Raw genomic sequence first — 17,700 nt, forward strand, 5'->3', positions numbered from 1 at the left:
GGATAAAAATGTATGGGAAGACAACGGCAATGGACATTAGCCACAGGACGCACGTTTTTTGCAGTGCTACCGCTGTTATGCGTATCACATGGAGCATGGGCGTTAGAAGCGACCATCGCGGGCGTTTCCAATGAGGTCGAAGGCAATATCCAAGCCTATTTAGAGAACATCGATGCAGCGCAATATACTGAGGTGCGCCTGGAGGGCGAAATTCGCCGACGCACCCAGGAAGCAATGCGTGTTTATGGCTACTATGAGCCTGAAATAACCCTTGAACGCGCCACGGATGAGCGCGTCTGGCTTGAAATCGAGCCGGGCCCCCAGGTTGAAATTGAAATTCTGTCAATCAACGTGGAAGGCGATGCAAGTGAAGACCCTCCTTTTCAACAGGCCGTAAAGAACTTCCCATTAAAGGAAGGGGATGCACTTCGCCATGCCCCTTGGGATCGGCTGAGCAATCAGTTTTCAGGATTGGCTATCGAACGTGGCTACTTTGACTGGGGGTTTACCGATCGGCGTATGGAAGTACGCCCCTATTTGCAAAGTGCGCGACTCTATATGAATTTCGATAGCGGCCCCCGCTATCAATTTGGTGCAACCTCTATCACCGGCAGTCATATTGAGCTAGACAGGTTGCGACGCATGCAGCCTTTCGAGCAGGGCGATCCCTATTTAGCCCAATCCATAGCAAAATATAATCAATCGCTTGCTGAAACCGGCTGGTTTAGTTCGGTCTCGGTGCGCCCACGCCTTGAGACCGCCCAGGAACTGACGATTTCTCCATCTGGCGGCGGAGCTCCCTGGTGGAGTGAGGCTACCGCCTCTCAGCCAGAGCGCCCGCGTGTCACCAGTGCTGCCTTGGCCAGCGCATTAAGACTTAATAAGCGCAGTGATACCCAACTACCGATCGATGTCAGTGTTGAACCTGCTGATCGCCATCAGTTTGAAGTGGGTATTGGCTACGCCACCGATGTAGGGCCGCGGCTGCGCTTTGGTTGGGATCAACCATGGATTAACCGCTATGGTCATAGCCTTGATCACGACCTCTATTTATCTGCCCCAGAGCAGCGTTTCACCGGGGTGTATAACGTGCCCCTTGAGGATCCGCTTCGTGACAGCTATCGGCTTCAATACGGGATTCGTAATGTCGACGACAGCGACACCAAGTCGCTAGAAGGCACCGTTGAACTGGCTCGGCGATGGCAGTTCGATAATGACTGGGTACAAACTCTCTATTTTCGTACTACCTATGAGGATTTCGAGCAGGGCGGCGAAGCGGATCAGGTTTGGTTGTTCTACCCAGGTATCCAGTGGTCGCGCACCCGGACGCGCCCCCAGCGCTTCCCATTATGGGGTGATCGTCAGCAGCTCTCTTTAGAGTACTCAGATACCGTCTGGGGCTCAGATGCTAAGTTCGCTCGCATTACGGGAGATACGGAGTGGATTCGTATGGTCGGCAGCGATAACCGCTTCTTGGCGCGCGTCAGTGTCGGTGCCATTGAAACCGATGATTTTGCCAAGATACCGCCATCGCTGCGCTTTTTCGCGGGTGGCGACCGCAGTGTACGCGGTTACTCCTATGAGAGCTTATCTCCTCGCAATGACGAGGGTCGACTGCGTGGTGGGCAGCAAATGCTCACCTCGACTCTGGAGTACCAGCGCCGCGTGACGGGTGATTGGTGGGGGGCCACTTTCGTGGATAGCGGCGACGCCTTTGATAACTGGGGGCCTAATGATTTGAAAACCGGGGCCGGTGCCGGGGTGCGCTGGGTCTCGCCGGTGGGGCCAATTCGCTTTGACATTGCCCACCCCTTCGACCATGAAGACGATTGGCGTTTGCACTTTTCCATCGGGCCTGAATTCTAGGAGAGAGACTTGTCGCAGGTTGAACCGGCTACATCTGATAAACGCCGTACATTGTCCCCCCAATACCGCGCTTGGCTCCTGCTCTGGAGCCTTGTACGTCTTGTTATTGTTCTACCCATTTGGCTGTTTGGCATAGTAGCGCTAGTTGTTGGGGTTGCATTATCTCCCTGGGGCACCGGTGTGCTGCTCTCCCAAGGTGAGCAGCGTGGTTTTTTCACCTACGGGCAGCATGAAGGGGGCTTGCTCGACCATTTTCAGCTCGAAGATTTCCAGCTACAGCTGGGCGAAACCCGTATAAGCGTGGATGAGTTTGAACTCCAGTGGGCAGATGACTGTGTGCTGTCAGGGCGCTTATGCATCGACACACTGCGTGTGGTGGGCGCCGACGTCCAGCTAGGCCCACCCAGTGAGCAAGCGCCACCTCCCGAAGAGGGGGGGAGCCCGTTGGCTATTCGTTTTCCTTTTCCCATCGAACTACGTTCGCTGCTGCTGGACGATGTTAACCTCAGGCTTGCCGATGGTACCGAAGTAGCGTGGCATTCGTTAAGCTCGGCAGCCATCGCTGAAGGAAACACAGTTCGCCTCTCGTCAACCCATTTGGAGCAGCCACGTGTCTATTTGCCACCCTCCTCGGGTGTGCTGCTAACCCAGGGTATTGAAACACCGCTGCAGGCTGAAGCCATTGATGCCGCTATATTACTCAACCAGCCACCTCAAGAGGCCGTGGCGGCGGTGGAATCGCTAGAGCAGCAGCTTGAAGCACGCGAGCGCCTGGAGCTGCCGGAAATCTCGCTACCGGTAGATATCCAGCTCCCTGAATTTTCGCTCAACGATTTTCGTCTGGAAGGGGCTACCGAGTATCGCGTCGAGCGACTGCAGCTTGGATTGCTGACCGAGGGGAGTAACGTTGAAGTAACCGAGCTTTCCGTGGTTACCCAGGATGCTGAGGCGGAGTTAACCGCAAACGCTACCTTAACCGGTAACTATCCACTCGAAGCCCGCCTAGCGGTCGAGCTGTTTTTACCTGAGATCTACCCTGAGCTAAGCGGCGAGTCGTTAACCTTGACGCTGTCTGGCCCACTGGATGCGCTTGAAGCGCAGTTGGATGCCTCCGGTGCGGTCAACGCATCACTCAGGGGGCAAGTCGACGCGCTAGCCCCAACGCTTCCGTTTCAACTGCAGCTGCAAAGTGACCAAGCAGAGTGGCCTTTGCCTGGGCCTGGAGATGAAAGCCCTGGTGACCGCGTGGATGGAAGCACCGAAGAAGAGACAGCCCAAGCTTATATTGTCGATGACTTGAACCTACAGGTAACCGGTAGTCTTAGCGCTTACAGTGCTCAGCTCGCCATGGCGGTTGAGGGGCCGAGCCTCCCGCGCACTCAAATTAACGTCACCGGTGAGGGCGATCTTGAGCAGTTTAGCTGGCAACCACTCACCCTGGCGGTTGGCGAAAGCTCTTTGCGCAGCGAAGGTAATATTAGCTGGCTGGCACCGTTAACGGTTAACGCTAGTATTCGTTTGGATCAGTTTAACCCTGCCCACTTCGTTGACCAGCTAGAGGGTAATTTAAACGGCGATATTGAGCTTGCCCTTAGCCAACATCAGGGCCAGCAAGAAGAGGATTATTGGTCGATTAGCGTGCCCACTTTAGCGATTGATGGCGAACTGCGCGACTACCCGCTAACGTTGCAAGCTACCTTTGACGCTAATAGCAATCTGGAATTGGATATTGACGAGCTGCTATTCACCCAGGGGAATAATCGCCTGGAAGCAGCGGGACAAGTCAGCCAACAGGCGATGTCGTTAAATGCGGATATTGCCCTGCGCCAGCTGCAAACCCTCTCGCCAGATTTGGCGGGCACTATCGTGGGTACGCTAGAGGCGAGCGGCAGTTTTAACCAGCCCCAAGTACTCGCCAACTTACAGGGTGATGGCGTACGTTTTGGCGAGAACCGGGTTGAGCGGTTAACGCTGGATGCCGATGTGCAGGGCATCGATAACCCTAACCTCGATGTCCAACTGGCGCTACAAAACGTCAATGCGGGAGGGCAGTCGCTGACAAACATTCAGGCCAACCTTGCTGGACGCCTCTCAGAACATCGGCTTGAGCTGAGCGCCCAAGGCGCCGACAACAGCGCTCTTGGCCGCGCGCAGCTTGCCTTGGATGGCCGTTTTGATCAGCAGAGCCAGCTGTATCAAGCTCGCTTGACACCGCTGGAAATCGATTCTGAGGCAGGCGATATTCGCCTTGAAGCCCCTATGGACGTGCGCTACAACTTAGCTAATGGTGAGGCCCGTCTGTCGACGTTCTGCCTGCGCCGTGAGCAGGGCGGGCTAGTCTGTTCCGAAGAGGCGATCGTTGCTTCTGCACAACAGGGCAACGCCGTGCTTACGGTACGCGAAGTGCCAATGGAAATGTTAGAGCCATTTTTGCCGGAGGAGTGGCAGCTAGAGGGCGACACAACCGCGGATCTCGTCGCCAACTGGCGGCAGGGCGGCGCGCGATGGCAGGCTGAGCTGCAAATTCTTAGCGAACTCGCTATTACCGCCGTTAATGATTATGGCCAGCCAGTCCAACTGCCGGAAATCAGTTTGGACGCTCAGATTGAAGCCACCCAATCTCAGGCGGATGCCAATGTATCGCTCTCGCTTGCCGAGGCGGGTGACATCAACTTAGACCTGTCGGTCAATGACCCATTAGGGGCCGGCGCATTATCAGGCGAGCTGCGCGCAAACAATGTGTCGCTGCAACCCTATCGGCCCATGCTGGTGGGAATGGATCGATTGGAAGGCGATTTATCGGGCAGCGTTCAAATTACCGGCACCACTGCGGCTCCTGACTTACAGGGCCAGCTCGGCCTACGCGGCATAGGGGTAAGTGGCCCGGATATCCCTGTCGATGTTCAGGGGGGGGAACTGGTGGTCTCTTTCGATGGTGAAGAGGGCGATATTAACGGTTATCTGGCCGCTGAGCGCGGGCGTTTGAACATCACTGGTGATGCTTATTGGCCAAGCGGAGATGATTGGCGGATTGGCGTTGACCTGAATGCCGTCCAAGAGCCTATCTTGGTTGTACTGCCGCAGTTTGGCCGTCTTGAGGTAGCGCCGGATATCCGTATCCGGGTCACGCCGGAAAGGCTGCAAGTGAGGGGAGACGTCAATTTACCCTGGGCGCGGCTTGAAATTGGCGATATGCCCTCATCGGCCGTCACGCCGAGTAGCGACGAAATAATTATTACCGAGCGCGACGACCGCCAGGCGGAAATAGAGGCCCAGCGTGCGGCTGCCAGTGGGGAGGGCCCCAGCGCTGCGGATGAGCTTGCCGCCAGCGGTATGGCCATTGATGTGCTGGTGACCTTGACCCTGGGCCGTGATATGCAAATTTCAGCCTACGGCCTGGAATCGGGATTAGGCGGTGCGCTGGAAGTTCGCCAAAGTAGCGGGGCGTTGCAGCTGTTTGGCGATGTTAATTTGGTTGATGGTCGTTTCCAGGCGTTTGGCCAAGACCTGATTATTCGCCGCGGTGAACTGCTGTTTAGTGGCCCACCGGGGCTGCCTACGCTGGACTTCGAGGCCATTCGCAACCCTGACGTCACCGAAGATGATGTCATTGCGGGCTTGCGGGTAACCGGCAGCGCCGAAGCTCCGAACGTAATGATCTTTTCTGAACCCCCAATGGATGAATCCCGTGCACTCTCTTACCTATTACGGGGTCGCGCGCCAGATGCTTCCGGTGGCGGTATGGATAGCGCTTTGACAACCGCGCTCATTGGTATGTCCTTGGGTCGCACCGGTGGTGCGGTGGGCTCAATTGGTGAAGCCTTCGGTATTGACGACTTGACGCTGGATACCGCCGGTGCTGGCGACGACAGCCAAGTTGCTGTCAGCGGTCAACTTACCGATGATCTTAGAATTAGTTACGGCGTGGGAATTTTCTCGCCGATTGCCGAACTAACGCTGCGCTACACGCTGTGGCGTAACCTTTATGTGCAGGCCGTATCGGGTACCAATCAAGCAGTGGATTTGATCTATACCTTTACCCGTTCCGGTAATCCCAAAATTATACAGCAGCAATAAGTGAGGGCGAAATGTCGCTATTTTCAAACGCTATCTCAAGTGCAGGCCGTGTACTGCCTGGGCGTGATACGCCCATAGAAACAAGCCAGCTGCATACCATTAATGGGCACTCGCTCCATCCGCCATTTCCCGAAGGTCACGAAGAGATTGTGTTGGGTATGGGCTGTTTTTGGGGCGTAGAACGCCTGTTTTGGCAACTGCCTGGCGTCTATGTCACTGCGGCGGGGTATGCCGGTGGAGAAACGCCAAACCCTACCTATGAGGAGACGTGCACTGGACGTACGGGCCACACCGAGGTGGTGCGGGTTATTTATGACCCTAAGCAAATCAAGCTGGAAACGTTGTTGCAGGTTTTCTGGGAACAGCACGACCCGACCCAAGGCAATCGCCAGGGTAACGATATTGGCTCTCAGTACCGTTCTGCTATTTTCACTACCAGCGAAGCGCAGCAAACGGCAGCCAAGCAGAGCGCGGCAGCGTATCAGCAGGCGCTCGATAAGGCGGGAAGAGGGGCGATTACCACTGAGATAAAGCCGCTCGAAACCTTTTATTACGCAGAGGCCTACCATCAGCAATACCTTGATAAAAATCCCAATGGCTACTGTGGCCTAAAAGGGACTGGCGTCACGTGCCCAATAGGTTAAAAAGTAATTGATTAGCCATTTAACCAACGCATCATCGATAGGAAGCCATTATGCAGCAACGTTATCATTTAAAGTGGGCTTCCCCGCGCTGTGCGGCAGTCAGCGTCTTGGCGCTAATCTTATCCACGCCGCTGGCTTGGGCAGACAATGAGACAAGTGACTTAGCCATGCCTCAGGCGGTCAGCGATACGCCATTCGCAAGCGAACGCGAAGCCGTGATTTGGCGCCGCGAAGAGCTTAAAGATATTGAGAGTCTGGTGCGTCAGCTGCGCTTTGATCTAATCAATAATCAAGATATTGAGGCCGCAACGCCGCGATTGCTGGAGCTGCAAGAGCGCGCCAGTGCGCAACGTTTATTGCCTGCATTTATCGAGGGCACACACGGCAGTGGTTCTGAAGCGCGGGCCTCTATATGGGAGGAGTGGGAACAGTTTGCGGCCGGTTTTACCGACCTTGAGGATAAAATCGCCAATTTGGTAGACGTGGCCGAGCAACAAAATCCCCGTGATACTGCACGCGCGCTTTCAGAGGTAGGGGCAAGCTGTAAAAGTTGTCATCGTGCCTACCGCTACGACTAGCGCAGCGGTAGGTCTTGGAGAAGTAGACGCTGGGGAGGGCGCTTAGTCGCCTTGCTGAATGCGATCAATACGGTAGAGCGTTTCCACTTGTTCTAGACCACTGATGGTGCAATTTAGGTCTTTAACGCGACCATCGCTTAACCCATAAACCCAGCCATGCACTGAGATCTGCTGACCACGCTGCCAGGCGCGCTGTAAAATCTTGGTGCGGCATAAACTATTTACCTGGGCTTTAACGTTGAGCTCGCACATGCGGTCGATTTGATCTTCAAGCGGGAGGTGCTCCAGCGAGCTCCGGTGGTGGTTGTACTGTTCGCGTACCGAATGCAGCCAATAATCTACCACGCCGCATTCGCCTCCCATCATGGCGGCTTTAATGCCCCCGCATCCATAGTGGCCGACAATCATTATATGGCTGACTTTAAGCACATCCACCGCGAACTGAACCACCGATAGCGCGTTCATATCCGTGTGGTGGAGTAGATTGGCGACGTTACGATGGACGAAAACCTCGCCAGGCGGCAGAGCGATAATCTGATTCGCTGGCACTCGGCTGTCGGAGCAGCCAATCCATAAATAATCGGGGTTTTGCTGGTTCGAGAGACGCTTAAAGTAGTCGGGGTCTTCTTCACACATGCGTTCAGCCCAGGCGCGGTTATTATCGAGTAGCGTCGCAATAGGGTCAGACATAGCGTTTCCAGTAAGGTTAAAGGGGTTGAATCACTGGTAGGTAAGCAGAATATCAAACCCTACTCAGTATAAAATTAGGGACTTTATAAAATATGTGCCGGCACAAGAGTACAGCTGAAGGTTTTAACCTCCCCGGGCAGTCAGGTCAACCACCACACTTGGCCCTTTGACAATACGACGATTGACTTACACGAATTTAACTCCCCAGGAGCAAAGCATGGCAGACGTTTCAGAATACGAATATGACCTTCTGGTGATCGGTGCGGGCTCTGGTGGTGTGCGTGCTGCACGCATGGCAGCCGCTACCGGAGCCAAGGTGGCAATTGCCGAAGATCGCTACCTGGGCGGAACCTGCGTCAATGTTGGCTGTGTTCCCAAAAAACTTTACTCCTACGCTGCCCATTTCCATGACAGCTTTGACGATGCGGCTGGCTTTGGTTGGCAACTGCCCGGCCCCGCCAGTTTTGATTGGGCCACGCTGCGTGACAACAAAATCAGTGAAATAAAACGACTGAATGGTATTTATCAGCGCATGCTGGAGGGGGCCGGGGTCACGCTCTTTAATGCTCGAGCACGCCTGGCCGATGCCCATACGGTAACGCTAAGTGGCGAGCATGGTGACATTTCAGTGACCGCACGCAAAATCGTTCTCGCTACCGGTGGTTGGCCCTGGGTGCCCGATTTTCCAGGCAGTGAATACGCCCTCGATTCCAATCAGATTTTTGATCTGAATACCTTCCCGAAACGCTTTTTAGTACTGGGCGGTGGCTATATTGCGGTGGAGTTCTCCAGCATCTTTAATGGACTGGGCAGCGAGACACACCTTATCTACCGCGGTGAGCTGTTTTTGAAAGGCTTTGATCAGCAGGTTCGTGAGTTCACACGCGCTGAAATGGAAAGAAAGGGTGTCAATCTCCACTTCAATACCAATATTGAGCGCATTGAGCTCAGCCAGGATGCCTACAACGTGCATCTCACTAACGGCGATGTGCTTGAAGTCGACGTAGTGCTCGCGGCCACTGGGCGGAAAGCCAATATCCGCGATCTAGGGCTTGAAGCGTTGGGATTAAGCTTGGATGACGCGGGCAAAATCCCCGTAAACGCGCGGTTTGAAACAGCGCTGCCTTCAGTGTTAGCGCTAGGTGACCTAACGGCTGGGCCTGAATTGACACCGGTCGCGCTGGCAGAGGCGATGCAGCTTGTTGAAATTCATTTTGCCGACACAGTTCCCCAGCCGTTGGATTACAGTACGATCCCCACCGCCGTTTTTTGCCACCCCAACATCGGTACCGTAGGACTTTCCGAGCAGGCAGCCCGGGAAAAATTTGCCAATATTCGTGTTTATAGCACTGATTTTCGTGCCATGAAGCACACGCTATCCGGCAGCCAAGAACGCACCTTAATGAAATTGATCGTGGACGATGCCACCGATGTAGTGGTGGGGGCCCATATGGTGGGTGATGATGCGGGTGAAATCATTCAGGGTATTGCCATTGCAGTAAGAGCTGGTCTTACCAAGCAGGACTTCGACCGCACTGTAGGCATTCATCCTACGGGAGCAGAGGAGTTCGTTACGCTGCGTACGCTCACTCGTACTTAGTAGCCCATGCTAAAGCAGGCGTGTCTATATGGCGCGCCTTTTTTTGGCCTGTGCACTACTCTAAAAGCCATAGCCGTTTAATGACCGAGATAGCTGTCGCATTGTTGAATTGACCAGTTATAACAAAAAATTATGGAAAGCGGGGTAGAGAATAATATGGCTTTTGAATTGCTCATAATCAGCTGTTATAATGATCATCAAATTCGCTACAGCGAAGCATAACTATGAGTACGCCGATACAACCTTTTACCCCCTCTGCCGACCTAGCCAGGCCAACGGTGGCCGATGCCGTTGTGGGTCATGCGGAGACACCGCTGTTTATTCGCAAACCCAATGCGGATGATGGCTGGGGGGTTTACGAGCTGGTTAAAGCTTGCCCACCGCTGGATGTGAATTCAGCCTATGCCTACCTGCTACTTGCGACTCAGTTTCGTGATACCTGTGCAGTCGCTACCAATGAAGAGGGTGAAATCGTTGGTTTTGTGTCTGGCTATGTTAAGGACAATGCTCCCGACACTTACTTCCTATGGCAAGTGGCTGTCGGTGAAAAAGCGCGCGGCACAGGTCTGGCCCGGCGCTTGGTCGAGGCGATTATGTCACGCCCCGAGCTTGACGATGTGCATCACCTTGAAACCACCATTACTCCTGACAATCTAGCCTCTTGGGGCTTGTTTCGCCGCTTGGCTGCGCGCTGGCATGCGCCACTCAACAGCCGCGAATACTTCTCTACCGAACAGCTCGGAGGAGAGCATGATCCGGAAAACCTGGTTCGTATTGGCCCGTTCCAAACAGACCGCATCTAATACGCCGTTTCGCTAGATACCGCGTATCGGACTAACTGTTTTCCCGCTCATGCTACTCGGGGCAAGTAACGCCTAACGTCAAAATGATCAACCAAGGAGGTCGCTAATGCAGACCCAGACGCTTGAACGCATGGAATCCAATGTACGTACTTATTCTCGTTCCTTTCCGGTGGTGTTTACCAAAGCGCAAAATGCGCGCTTAACCGATGAGAACGGCCGTGAGTACATTGATTTCCTCGCCGGCGCGGGCACGCTTAACTACGGCCACAACAACCCGCATATGAAGCAGGCGATGATTGATTACCTGTCGACTGATGGTGTGGTTCACGGTTTGGATATGTGGACCAATGCCAAGCGTGATTACCTGGAAACGCTTGAAAACGTTATCTTCAAGCCACGCGGGCTTGACTATAAAGTGCATCTGCCTGGCCCGACCGGTACCAATGCCGTAGAAGCTGCTATCCGACTGGCTCGTGTGGCTAAAGGCCGCCATAATATTGTCACCTTCACCAACGGTTTCCATGGCGTCACCATGGGGGCTTTGGCGACCACGGGTAACCGTAAATTCCGTGAAGCCACTGGGGGCATACCCACCCAGGGTGCTAGCTTCCTTCCTTACGATGGCTACATGGGCGAGCACACCGATACCCTGGATTATTTTGAAAAACTGCTCAGCGATAAATCTGGCGGCTTGGATATCCCTGCAGGTGTCATCATCGAAACCGTGCAAGGCGAGGGCGGTATTAACGTGGCAGGCCTGGAGTGGTTGAAGCGTCTTGAAGGCATCTGCCGTGCCCACGATATTCTGCTGATTATTGACGATATCCAGGCAGGTTGTGGCCGCACAGGCAAGTTCTTCAGCTTTGAGCATGCGGGTATCACGCCTGACATTATTACCAACTCGAAATCGCTGTCTGGCTTTGGCTTGCCATTTGCCCATGTGCTGATGCGCCCAGAGCTGGATAAATGGAAGCCGGGACAATATAACGGTACCTTCCGTGGTTTCAGTTTGGCGATGGTGACCGCCACCGCAGCTTTGAAAAAATATTGGACGAATGACACTTTTGAACGCGATGTTCAGCGTAAAGGGCGTATTGTAGAGGAGCGCTTCCAAAAGTTAGCGGCGCACTTAACGGAGCACGGCATGCCTGCCAGTGAGCGTGGTCGTGGTTTGATGCGTGGTATTGACGTCGTATCAGGTGATATTGCCGATAAAATTACCAGCAAAGCTTTCGAGCACGGCCTGGTGATTGAGACCAGCGGTCAGGACGGCGAAGTGGTGAAATGTCTGTGTCCGTTAACCATTAGCGATGAAGACCTGCTGGAAGGCTTGGATATTCTCGAAATGTGCGTTAAAGCTGTTGCTAGCGAATAATTTGGCGTTACGCTGAAGTAGTCGCGCGCAGTTTTTAGATGTCTTTTTAGATAGGGATATAACGGCTGGTAGTCGCCAGTCGTTTTGCAACGGAGTACTTCCTATGATCGTTCGTAATCTTGAAGAAGCGCGTAAAACAGAGCGCCTGGTGACTGCTGAAAATGGTAACTGGGATAGTACGCGCCTTGTTCTGGCCAGCGATAATGCCGGTTTCTCTTTCCATATTACCCGCATTTTTCCAGGCACAGAGACGCATATTCACTATAAAAATCACTATGAAGCAGTGTTTTGCTATGAAGGTGAAGGCGAAGTTGAAACCCTGGCTGACGGCAAAATCTGGCCGATCAAAGCAGGCGATATCTATCTACTTGACCAGCATGATGAACACCTGCTTCGCGGCAAGGAAAAGGGCATGACCGTGGCGTGCGTCTTTACGCCGCCGATTACTGGTAATGAAGTTCACCAGGAAGACGGCTCCTACGCAGCGCCGGAATAACCCTGCTAGTGTGAAATAAGAGAGGCAGCCTGCTCATATAGTAGGCTGCCTTTTTTATCTATTTAACCGTAACTTAGCCTTTCTCAAATACGAGTGTGATTTCGCCCAACGTAAAGCCAAACTTGCGCATGGCGGTTCGATTGATCAAGCGTCCATCTGGCTGAAGGTACATCCAGTCATCCATGGTAAATGAAATCATTCGACCGTTAATTGCTATCACTAGCGGATAGCGCATGTGAAAGGCATGGCCGTATTGACGTGCTTCCACTTGGCCATCTACGTCGTCGGCAGTGCCAACCCAATGGTGTTCATCGACTCGCTTAAATGTCCAAACACGTCGATCGGTTTCACCGTCTGCAAATACGAAAGACTCATCCAGTGTTAGGGTGTCATCTTCGTAGGTGCCTTGGATATCCACGGTGAAACGTCGCTGTACCTCGCCGGAGTAATCCTGCACCATGCCCCAGGCGCGAGTGGTACCCGTAAAGTATTCGGCGATATCCAGGCGCGGTTCAGAGTCAGCGTAGTCTTCAATATCAACGCCAGCACAGCCAGCTAACGTGAAGAGCAGTGTGAAGAAAAAGCCAATACGCAGGGAACGGGTCATGATTCATTTCCTGTATGAAAATGGATTTTAGTACAATGTTTGTTCAGTATTTTGCTAGCATAGAGCACCTAGGCGGTCGTGACTACTGCTAGACCTGTCTGGGTTCGCTTAATATATATTATGTTAAATCAAGCAAACTAAGCATCTGAAATAGATGTCCCAAAAGCTGTGATGGCGTTGGACACTAGTCTTCCATCTCCTTATCATTCTCCAACCTATTGTCCAAGGATATCTCTCGTTATGCGCCCAGGTGTTTTGTGGCTTGTAGCTGGCTTGTCGCTTTCAATCGCTGGCTGTGCAACAACCCAGCCGGAAACGAATCAACCACCTCCCCCTCTAAGCGAAGCCTCGTTCAACTCTCGTATCTTGGAATTAGAAAACCAGTTGGTGCAGCAATGCGACACTCACACTCAGTTGCAGGAACGCCAGCTTGATCAGCAGAAAACGCTAACTGCCGATATGCGTGAAGTGGGCAGTTTGCTGCGCTACCTTCGCCAAGATGTACAGCAGCTAGAAGCCCGTGGTGAAGAGCCTGTCATCATTCGAGAAGAGTGTGAAATTGACGAGAGTTTAACCACTAAAACCCTGGTGGGTCGCAGTGAATGGGTAGGTTTGCCAAGCCTGGGCACCTACCTTAAAGCGCGTGTCGACTCTGGTGCCAATACGTCCTCCCTCTCTGCAGCAGAGATCACCCGTTTCGAACGTGACGGTGAAAACTGGGTGCGCTTCAAGTTGGCGCTGAACGAAGACGACGTGGCCGTTGAGTCTCAGCGCGGTGAGTGGATCGAAGCGCCTATCGTGCGCCGAGTACGTATTGTTCAAGCCTCGGGTGAAGATTCACGCCCGGTCATCTCACTTTTAATGACTCTAGGGCCAATTCGTGAAAACGTCGAATTCACCCTCAATGACCGCTCTCATCTGGATTACCCGGTGCTGCTAGGACGGCGCTTTTTAATGGATATTGCGGTAATTGATGTAGCCGACACCTATTTGCATGACCGCCCCGAATTTCCTGGTGGCGAACCAGCTGAACAAGCTGCTGAAGATGAAGCAGTTGACGAAGACGATAGCGAAGAGTAACTGCTCTAGCGCTTCACGAGGAAAGGAATCTCCATGTCACGGTTAATGTTCTATATTATTGTCGGCCTGCTGATGGTCGTGGGCATCGCGACTAGCGTACAGCGCCACGTGCAGTTTGAGATCCCATGGCTGCCCGGTGAGCAGCGTCAGGTGTGGGAGATTGAGGCAGGCATTAGTTTCAATGCCCAGGGTGGCCCTGTTCAGGTTGATTTGGCCCTGCCTTCTCATCAGGCAGGCTACCGTGTGCTGACAGAAAACACTGCTTCGTCAGGCTATGGGCTTGCTTACCAGGCGGATGAATTGGGCCGTACCGCCCGCTGGACTATTCGTGAAGCAGCAGGTAGCCAGACACTATACTACTCGGTTCAAATGCTGGTTTCGGATGATGCCCGCTCCCCGGTACAAACTCCCCCGGAGGTTGCTACCACGCCATGGGAAACACCCTATGACACAGCGGCCAGCCAGTTAATTGAGCAGGCCTGGGCACGTAGCGCCAACAACGCCACCTTCGCTCGCGAGCTGATTCGCGATATTAATGGCGAACGTCAGGAAGAAAACGCACGGCTGCTCCTGACGCAAGAAACCCCGGCGGCGCTGGTGGTGCGGCTACTCAACCAGGCGGGAGTTCAAGCCCGGGAAATAAGTGGCTTACTGCTGGAAGATGGACGCCGACGCCAAACCCTGAGCAGTTGGATTCAGGTGTTTAATGAGTCTGGCGAAGAGTGGACAATTTTCCACCCGCTGACGGGGGAGCAAGGCAAGCCGGACAATTTACTGCTATGGGAAACCGGTGGCCGAGCCGTACTGGAAGTCCAAGGCGGCACCAATTCGCGGGTTACATTCTCCATGATGACCCATGACCAGCCGGCTTCTGCGGCGGTGCGCAACCATTACTCTGAAGACACGCTGCTGAATTTCTCCATTCATAGCCTGCCACTGGAAGAGCAAGCGCTGTTTCAGACTATTTTGCTGATTCCGATCGGCGCGTTGATGGTGGTATTTTTACGTGTGCTGGTGGGCATCAAAACGTCCGGCACCTTTATGCCGGTGTTGATTGCCCTCGCCTTTATTCAAACGAGTCTGCCCACGGGCTTGATTGGCTTTCTGCTCATTGTCGCCGTCGGCCTGATTATTCGTAACTATCTCTCTTACCTGAATTTATTGCTGGTGGCCAGGGTCTCGGCGGTGATCATAACGGTGATTGCGATCATCTCAATCTTCACCGTATTGGCTTACCGCATGGGGCTCAGTGCTGGCTTAACGATCACCTTCTTCCCGATGATCATTCTGGCCTGGACCATCGAGCGGATGTCGATTCTATGGGAAGAGGAAGGCCCTAAGCAGGTGTTAATCCAGGGCGGCGGCAGTTTGATTACAGCGATTCTTGCTTACCTGGCGATGAATAACCCCTGGGTGCGCCACATCACCTTTAACTTCCTTGGCGTTCAACTGATATTGATGGCGCTGATTTTGCTCCTGGGCAATTACACCGGTTACCGTTTGCTGGAGTTGCGCCGCTTTAAGCCAATCACTGATGATGAGAAACCCTCATGAGCTGGCTGAAGAACTGGACGTGGCCCACGCGCTTGCGGGATAAAGGCATCATCGGCATGAATCGGCGCAATATTCGCTATATTGGGCGATATAACAGCCGCCGACTTTACCCTCTGGTGGATGACAAACTTAAAACCAAACTGCTGGCCCAGCAGTACGGAATTACCTCACCGGAACTGATTGGTACCGTGACCACCCAGTTCGGTGTCAAGCACATTGGCGAAATGCTAACAGGCCACGCTGGTTTCGTTATCAAGCCTGCCAAGGGAAGCGGCGGCAAAGGTATCCTGGTGATTGAAAAGGTCGAAGATAACGTCTTTATCAAGCCCAGTGGTGCCCAGCTCTCGCTTACCGATCTCGAGCGGCACGTGTCGAATATTCTATCGGGGCTCTACTCGTTGGGTGGCTCGCCCGATGTGGCGGTGATCGAAACGCTGATCAATTTCGATGAAAGCCTGATGGATTACACCTATGAAGGGGTTCCCGATATCCGGGTTATTGTCTTCAAGGGCTACCCTGTTATGGCCATGATGCGTCTTTCTACCGCGGCGTCCGACGGCAAAGCTAACCTGCACCAAGGCGCGGTAGGCGTTGGCTTGAACATCGCTACCGGGGCTGCCCTGCGCGCCGTGCAGTTTGACCGCCCCTGCTTTAGCCACCCTGACACCGGGCATGATCTGGCAAGCCTGGTCGTACCCCAGTGGGAGACGCTGCTTAACTTGGCCGCAGGCTGTTATGAAATGACCGGGCTAGGCTATCTGGGTACCGATATGGTGCTGGATCGCAAGCACGGCCCGATGCTGCTTGAGCTCAATGCAAGGCCTGGCCTGGCTATTCAAATGACCAATGGCGAAGGTTTACGACGACGGCTCGATCTTATTGAACGTCAACCCGATGGTGTGCCCGCTAAACAGCGGGTGGCGTTTGCCCAGCACCATTTTGCGCGACAAAGCGAGCTGGTGGATAGCGCATCGGTAGAAAACTCTGACACCTCCTCCACCGGCGCGTAGACTACTAACGAGTGCCTAGGCTAACAACGTTCAACGAGTTGCCCATGACCCAAGCGAGTACACTACTACAGCAGGCGGAGTCTCAGTGCCATATCCGCGGCGTTCGTTTCACTCCTATTCGCCGACGCGTACTTGAGATGATTGCTGAAAATGGCGGTGGGCTAAAAGCCTATGATCTGCTCGACAAGCTCTCTACCGAGCATGCAGCCGCCCGCCCCCCGACGGTTTATCGAGCCCTGGAGTTCTTGATTGATCAAGGCCTGGTGCATCGCATTGAGTCGCAGAACTCCTATGTGGCCTGCGCCTGCCCAGAGCATGCCCATGGTTTTCAGCTACTCATTTGCCGTCACTGCGGTTATGTGGAAGAGCTGCATTTGGACGAAATCAGCGAGCAACTGGCAGCGCTGGCTAAAAGCCAAGGCTTTAACGTGGAGCGCCAAACCATTGAGCTCCAGGGGCTCTGTCAGGATTGTCGAACAGCGAGCGAGTAATTGTATGTCCCATTTTGATCACATAGCGCCGGATGCACTGTTTAAGCAGCTAGAGCGTGCCACCCCCGAAGATAGCCTACCCGCTGTGGCCACCCTGCTAGCGGCCGTGCGCTTCAATGCCGAGGGGTTGATTCCTGCCATTGCTCAGCAGCACGATACGCAAGAAGTGCTAATGATGGCGTGGATGAATCGTGAGGCGCTGGAGGAGACGTTAACCACCCAGCGCGTTTGCTACTATTCGCGTTCGCGGATGAAGTTATGGCGTAAGGGGGAGTCGTCAGGACAACAGCAGCAGCTTGTCTCCGCTGCGCTGGATTGCGATGGCGATACGCTACTGTTGCAAGTTGAACAAACAGGCCCTGCTTGCCACACCGGGCGGCGCAGCTGTTTCTATATTGCCGTGGACAAAGAGCAAGCATCGATCACCAGTACGCCGCTGATTGATCCCGACGATCTGTACGGCAAAAAAGCCTAGTTTTCGCCATGCCACACTCAGCCAAGACGCGAATCATATCAGTGCTGCGCTCAGGCCCGCGGTGGCTATTGATGAAAGTGATGGTTGGCTGCGTAAGAGTCTATCAATACACGCTCAGTCCACTGCTGGGCCCTCGCTGCCGCTTCTGGCCAAGCTGCTCGTCCTATACGATTGAGGCGATTCAGGTACATGGGCCAATAAAGGGCGGCTGGATGGCCGTTAAGCGCATCGTTAAGTGCCACCCAGGCAACCCCGGTGGTATGGATCCGGTGCCCGGTGGCCGCAGCGAGCAGCTTTGTCGTGAGGATGAAGAAGTATCTCCACCCTCCTGCTGTGATCATCACTCTCGCTAGT

At 53.8% G+C, this 17,700-nt stretch carries 16 protein-coding genes; 14 read left to right on the forward strand and 2 right to left on the reverse strand.

The window, feature by feature from the left end:
- The first annotated feature begins 12 nt into the window (after positions 1 to 12).
- Genes QT231_RS00970 through QT231_RS00985 form a run of 4 tightly spaced genes read left to right on the forward strand, consistent with a single transcriptional unit; the run spans position 13 to position 7,165 of the window.
- Positions 13 to 1,866, forward strand: a complete 1,854-nt coding sequence (locus QT231_RS00970; RefSeq protein WP_308335082.1) for an autotransporter assembly complex family protein — start codon at positions 13 to 15, stop codon at positions 1,864 to 1,866.
- Between the two features lie 9 nt (positions 1,867 to 1,875).
- Positions 1,876 to 5,943: a translocation/assembly module TamB domain-containing protein gene (locus QT231_RS00975; RefSeq protein WP_308335083.1), complete on the forward strand. Its 4,068-nt coding sequence runs from the start codon at positions 1,876 to 1,878 to the stop codon at positions 5,941 to 5,943.
- 11 nt (positions 5,944 to 5,954) lie between these two features.
- Positions 5,955 to 6,587: a peptide-methionine (S)-S-oxide reductase MsrA gene (msrA, locus tag QT231_RS00980; RefSeq protein ID WP_308335084.1), complete on the forward strand. Its 633-nt coding sequence runs from the start codon at positions 5,955 to 5,957 to the stop codon at positions 6,585 to 6,587.
- A 50-nt stretch (positions 6,588 to 6,637) separates the two neighbouring features.
- On the forward strand, positions 6,638 to 7,165 hold the full coding sequence (locus QT231_RS00985; RefSeq protein WP_308335085.1) for a cytochrome c: 528 nt from the start codon (positions 6,638 to 6,640) through the stop codon (positions 7,163 to 7,165).
- A 42-nt stretch (positions 7,166 to 7,207) separates the two neighbouring features.
- On the opposite strand, the gene can is transcribed toward QT231_RS00985, so the two are convergent.
- Complete coding sequence (can, locus tag QT231_RS00990) at positions 7,208 to 7,855, reverse strand: carbonate dehydratase (protein ID WP_308335086.1); 648 nt, start codon at positions 7,853 to 7,855, stop codon at positions 7,208 to 7,210.
- Between the two features lie 217 nt (positions 7,856 to 8,072).
- Between can and gorA the strand changes: the two genes are divergently transcribed.
- The 4 genes from gorA to QT231_RS01010 all read left to right on the forward strand — a co-directional run bounded on the left by gorA (position 8,073) and on the right by QT231_RS01010 (position 12,129).
- Positions 8,073 to 9,455: a glutathione-disulfide reductase gene (gorA, locus tag QT231_RS00995; protein ID WP_308335087.1), complete on the forward strand. Its 1,383-nt coding sequence runs from the start codon at positions 8,073 to 8,075 to the stop codon at positions 9,453 to 9,455.
- 224 nt (positions 9,456 to 9,679) lie between these two features.
- Positions 9,680 to 10,258 carry a diaminobutyrate acetyltransferase gene (gene ectA / locus QT231_RS01000; RefSeq protein ID WP_088701452.1) on the forward strand — a complete coding sequence of 193 codons (579 nt, stop codon included), beginning with the start codon at positions 9,680 to 9,682 and terminating at the stop codon, positions 10,256 to 10,258.
- 106 nt (positions 10,259 to 10,364) lie between these two features.
- Positions 10,365 to 11,633, forward strand: coding sequence for a diaminobutyrate--2-oxoglutarate transaminase (gene ectB / locus QT231_RS01005; protein ID WP_211594332.1), 1,269 nt, complete (start codon positions 10,365 to 10,367; stop codon positions 11,631 to 11,633).
- 103 nt (positions 11,634 to 11,736) lie between these two features.
- A complete protein-coding gene (locus QT231_RS01010) occupies positions 11,737 to 12,129 on the forward strand; it encodes an ectoine synthase (RefSeq protein WP_308335088.1) in 393 nt (130 codons plus the stop codon).
- A 73-nt stretch (positions 12,130 to 12,202) separates the two neighbouring features.
- Here the strand turns inward: QT231_RS01010 and QT231_RS01015 are convergent, their stop codons facing one another.
- Positions 12,203 to 12,736 (reverse strand): DUF3833 domain-containing protein, encoded by a 534-nt coding sequence (locus tag QT231_RS01015; protein ID WP_308335089.1) that lies wholly within the window; start codon positions 12,734 to 12,736, stop codon positions 12,203 to 12,205.
- Positions 12,737 to 12,976: 240 nt separating this feature from the next.
- On the opposite strand from QT231_RS01015, the gene QT231_RS01020 reads away from it, so the two are divergent.
- The 6 genes from QT231_RS01020 to yidD all read left to right on the forward strand — a co-directional run bounded on the left by QT231_RS01020 (position 12,977) and on the right by yidD (position 17,699).
- Positions 12,977 to 13,816, forward strand: coding sequence for an ATP-dependent zinc protease (locus tag QT231_RS01020; protein WP_308335090.1), 840 nt, complete (start codon positions 12,977 to 12,979; stop codon positions 13,814 to 13,816).
- Between the two features lie 33 nt (positions 13,817 to 13,849).
- Positions 13,850 to 15,370: an inactive transglutaminase family protein gene (locus QT231_RS01025; RefSeq protein ID WP_308335091.1), complete on the forward strand. Its 1,521-nt coding sequence runs from the start codon at positions 13,850 to 13,852 to the stop codon at positions 15,368 to 15,370.
- The gene (locus tag QT231_RS01030) at positions 15,367 to 16,380 is read left to right on the forward strand and encodes an alpha-L-glutamate ligase-like protein (RefSeq protein ID WP_308335092.1); all 1,014 of its coding nucleotides are present in this window, start codon (positions 15,367 to 15,369) and stop codon (positions 16,378 to 16,380) included. Before QT231_RS01025 ends, QT231_RS01030 begins: the two co-directional genes overlap by 4 nt.
- A 44-nt stretch (positions 16,381 to 16,424) precedes the next feature.
- Entirely contained in the window at positions 16,425 to 16,871 is a 447-nt protein-coding gene (locus QT231_RS01035; protein ID WP_308335093.1) for a transcriptional repressor, read from the forward strand.
- Positions 16,872 to 16,875: 4 nt separating this feature from the next.
- Complete coding sequence (hisI, locus tag QT231_RS01040; RefSeq protein ID WP_308335094.1) at positions 16,876 to 17,346, forward strand: phosphoribosyl-AMP cyclohydrolase; 471 nt, start codon at positions 16,876 to 16,878, stop codon at positions 17,344 to 17,346.
- A 71-nt stretch (positions 17,347 to 17,417) separates the two neighbouring features.
- Positions 17,418 to 17,699 (forward strand): membrane protein insertion efficiency factor YidD, encoded by a 282-nt coding sequence (yidD, locus tag QT231_RS01045; protein WP_308335095.1) that lies wholly within the window; start codon positions 17,418 to 17,420, stop codon positions 17,697 to 17,699.
- Position 17,700: the final 1 nt, after the last annotated feature.

This window comes from Halomonas sp. SpR1 (assembly GCF_031010175.1).
Taxonomy (GTDB): Bacteria; Pseudomonadota; Gammaproteobacteria; order Pseudomonadales; family Halomonadaceae; genus Vreelandella.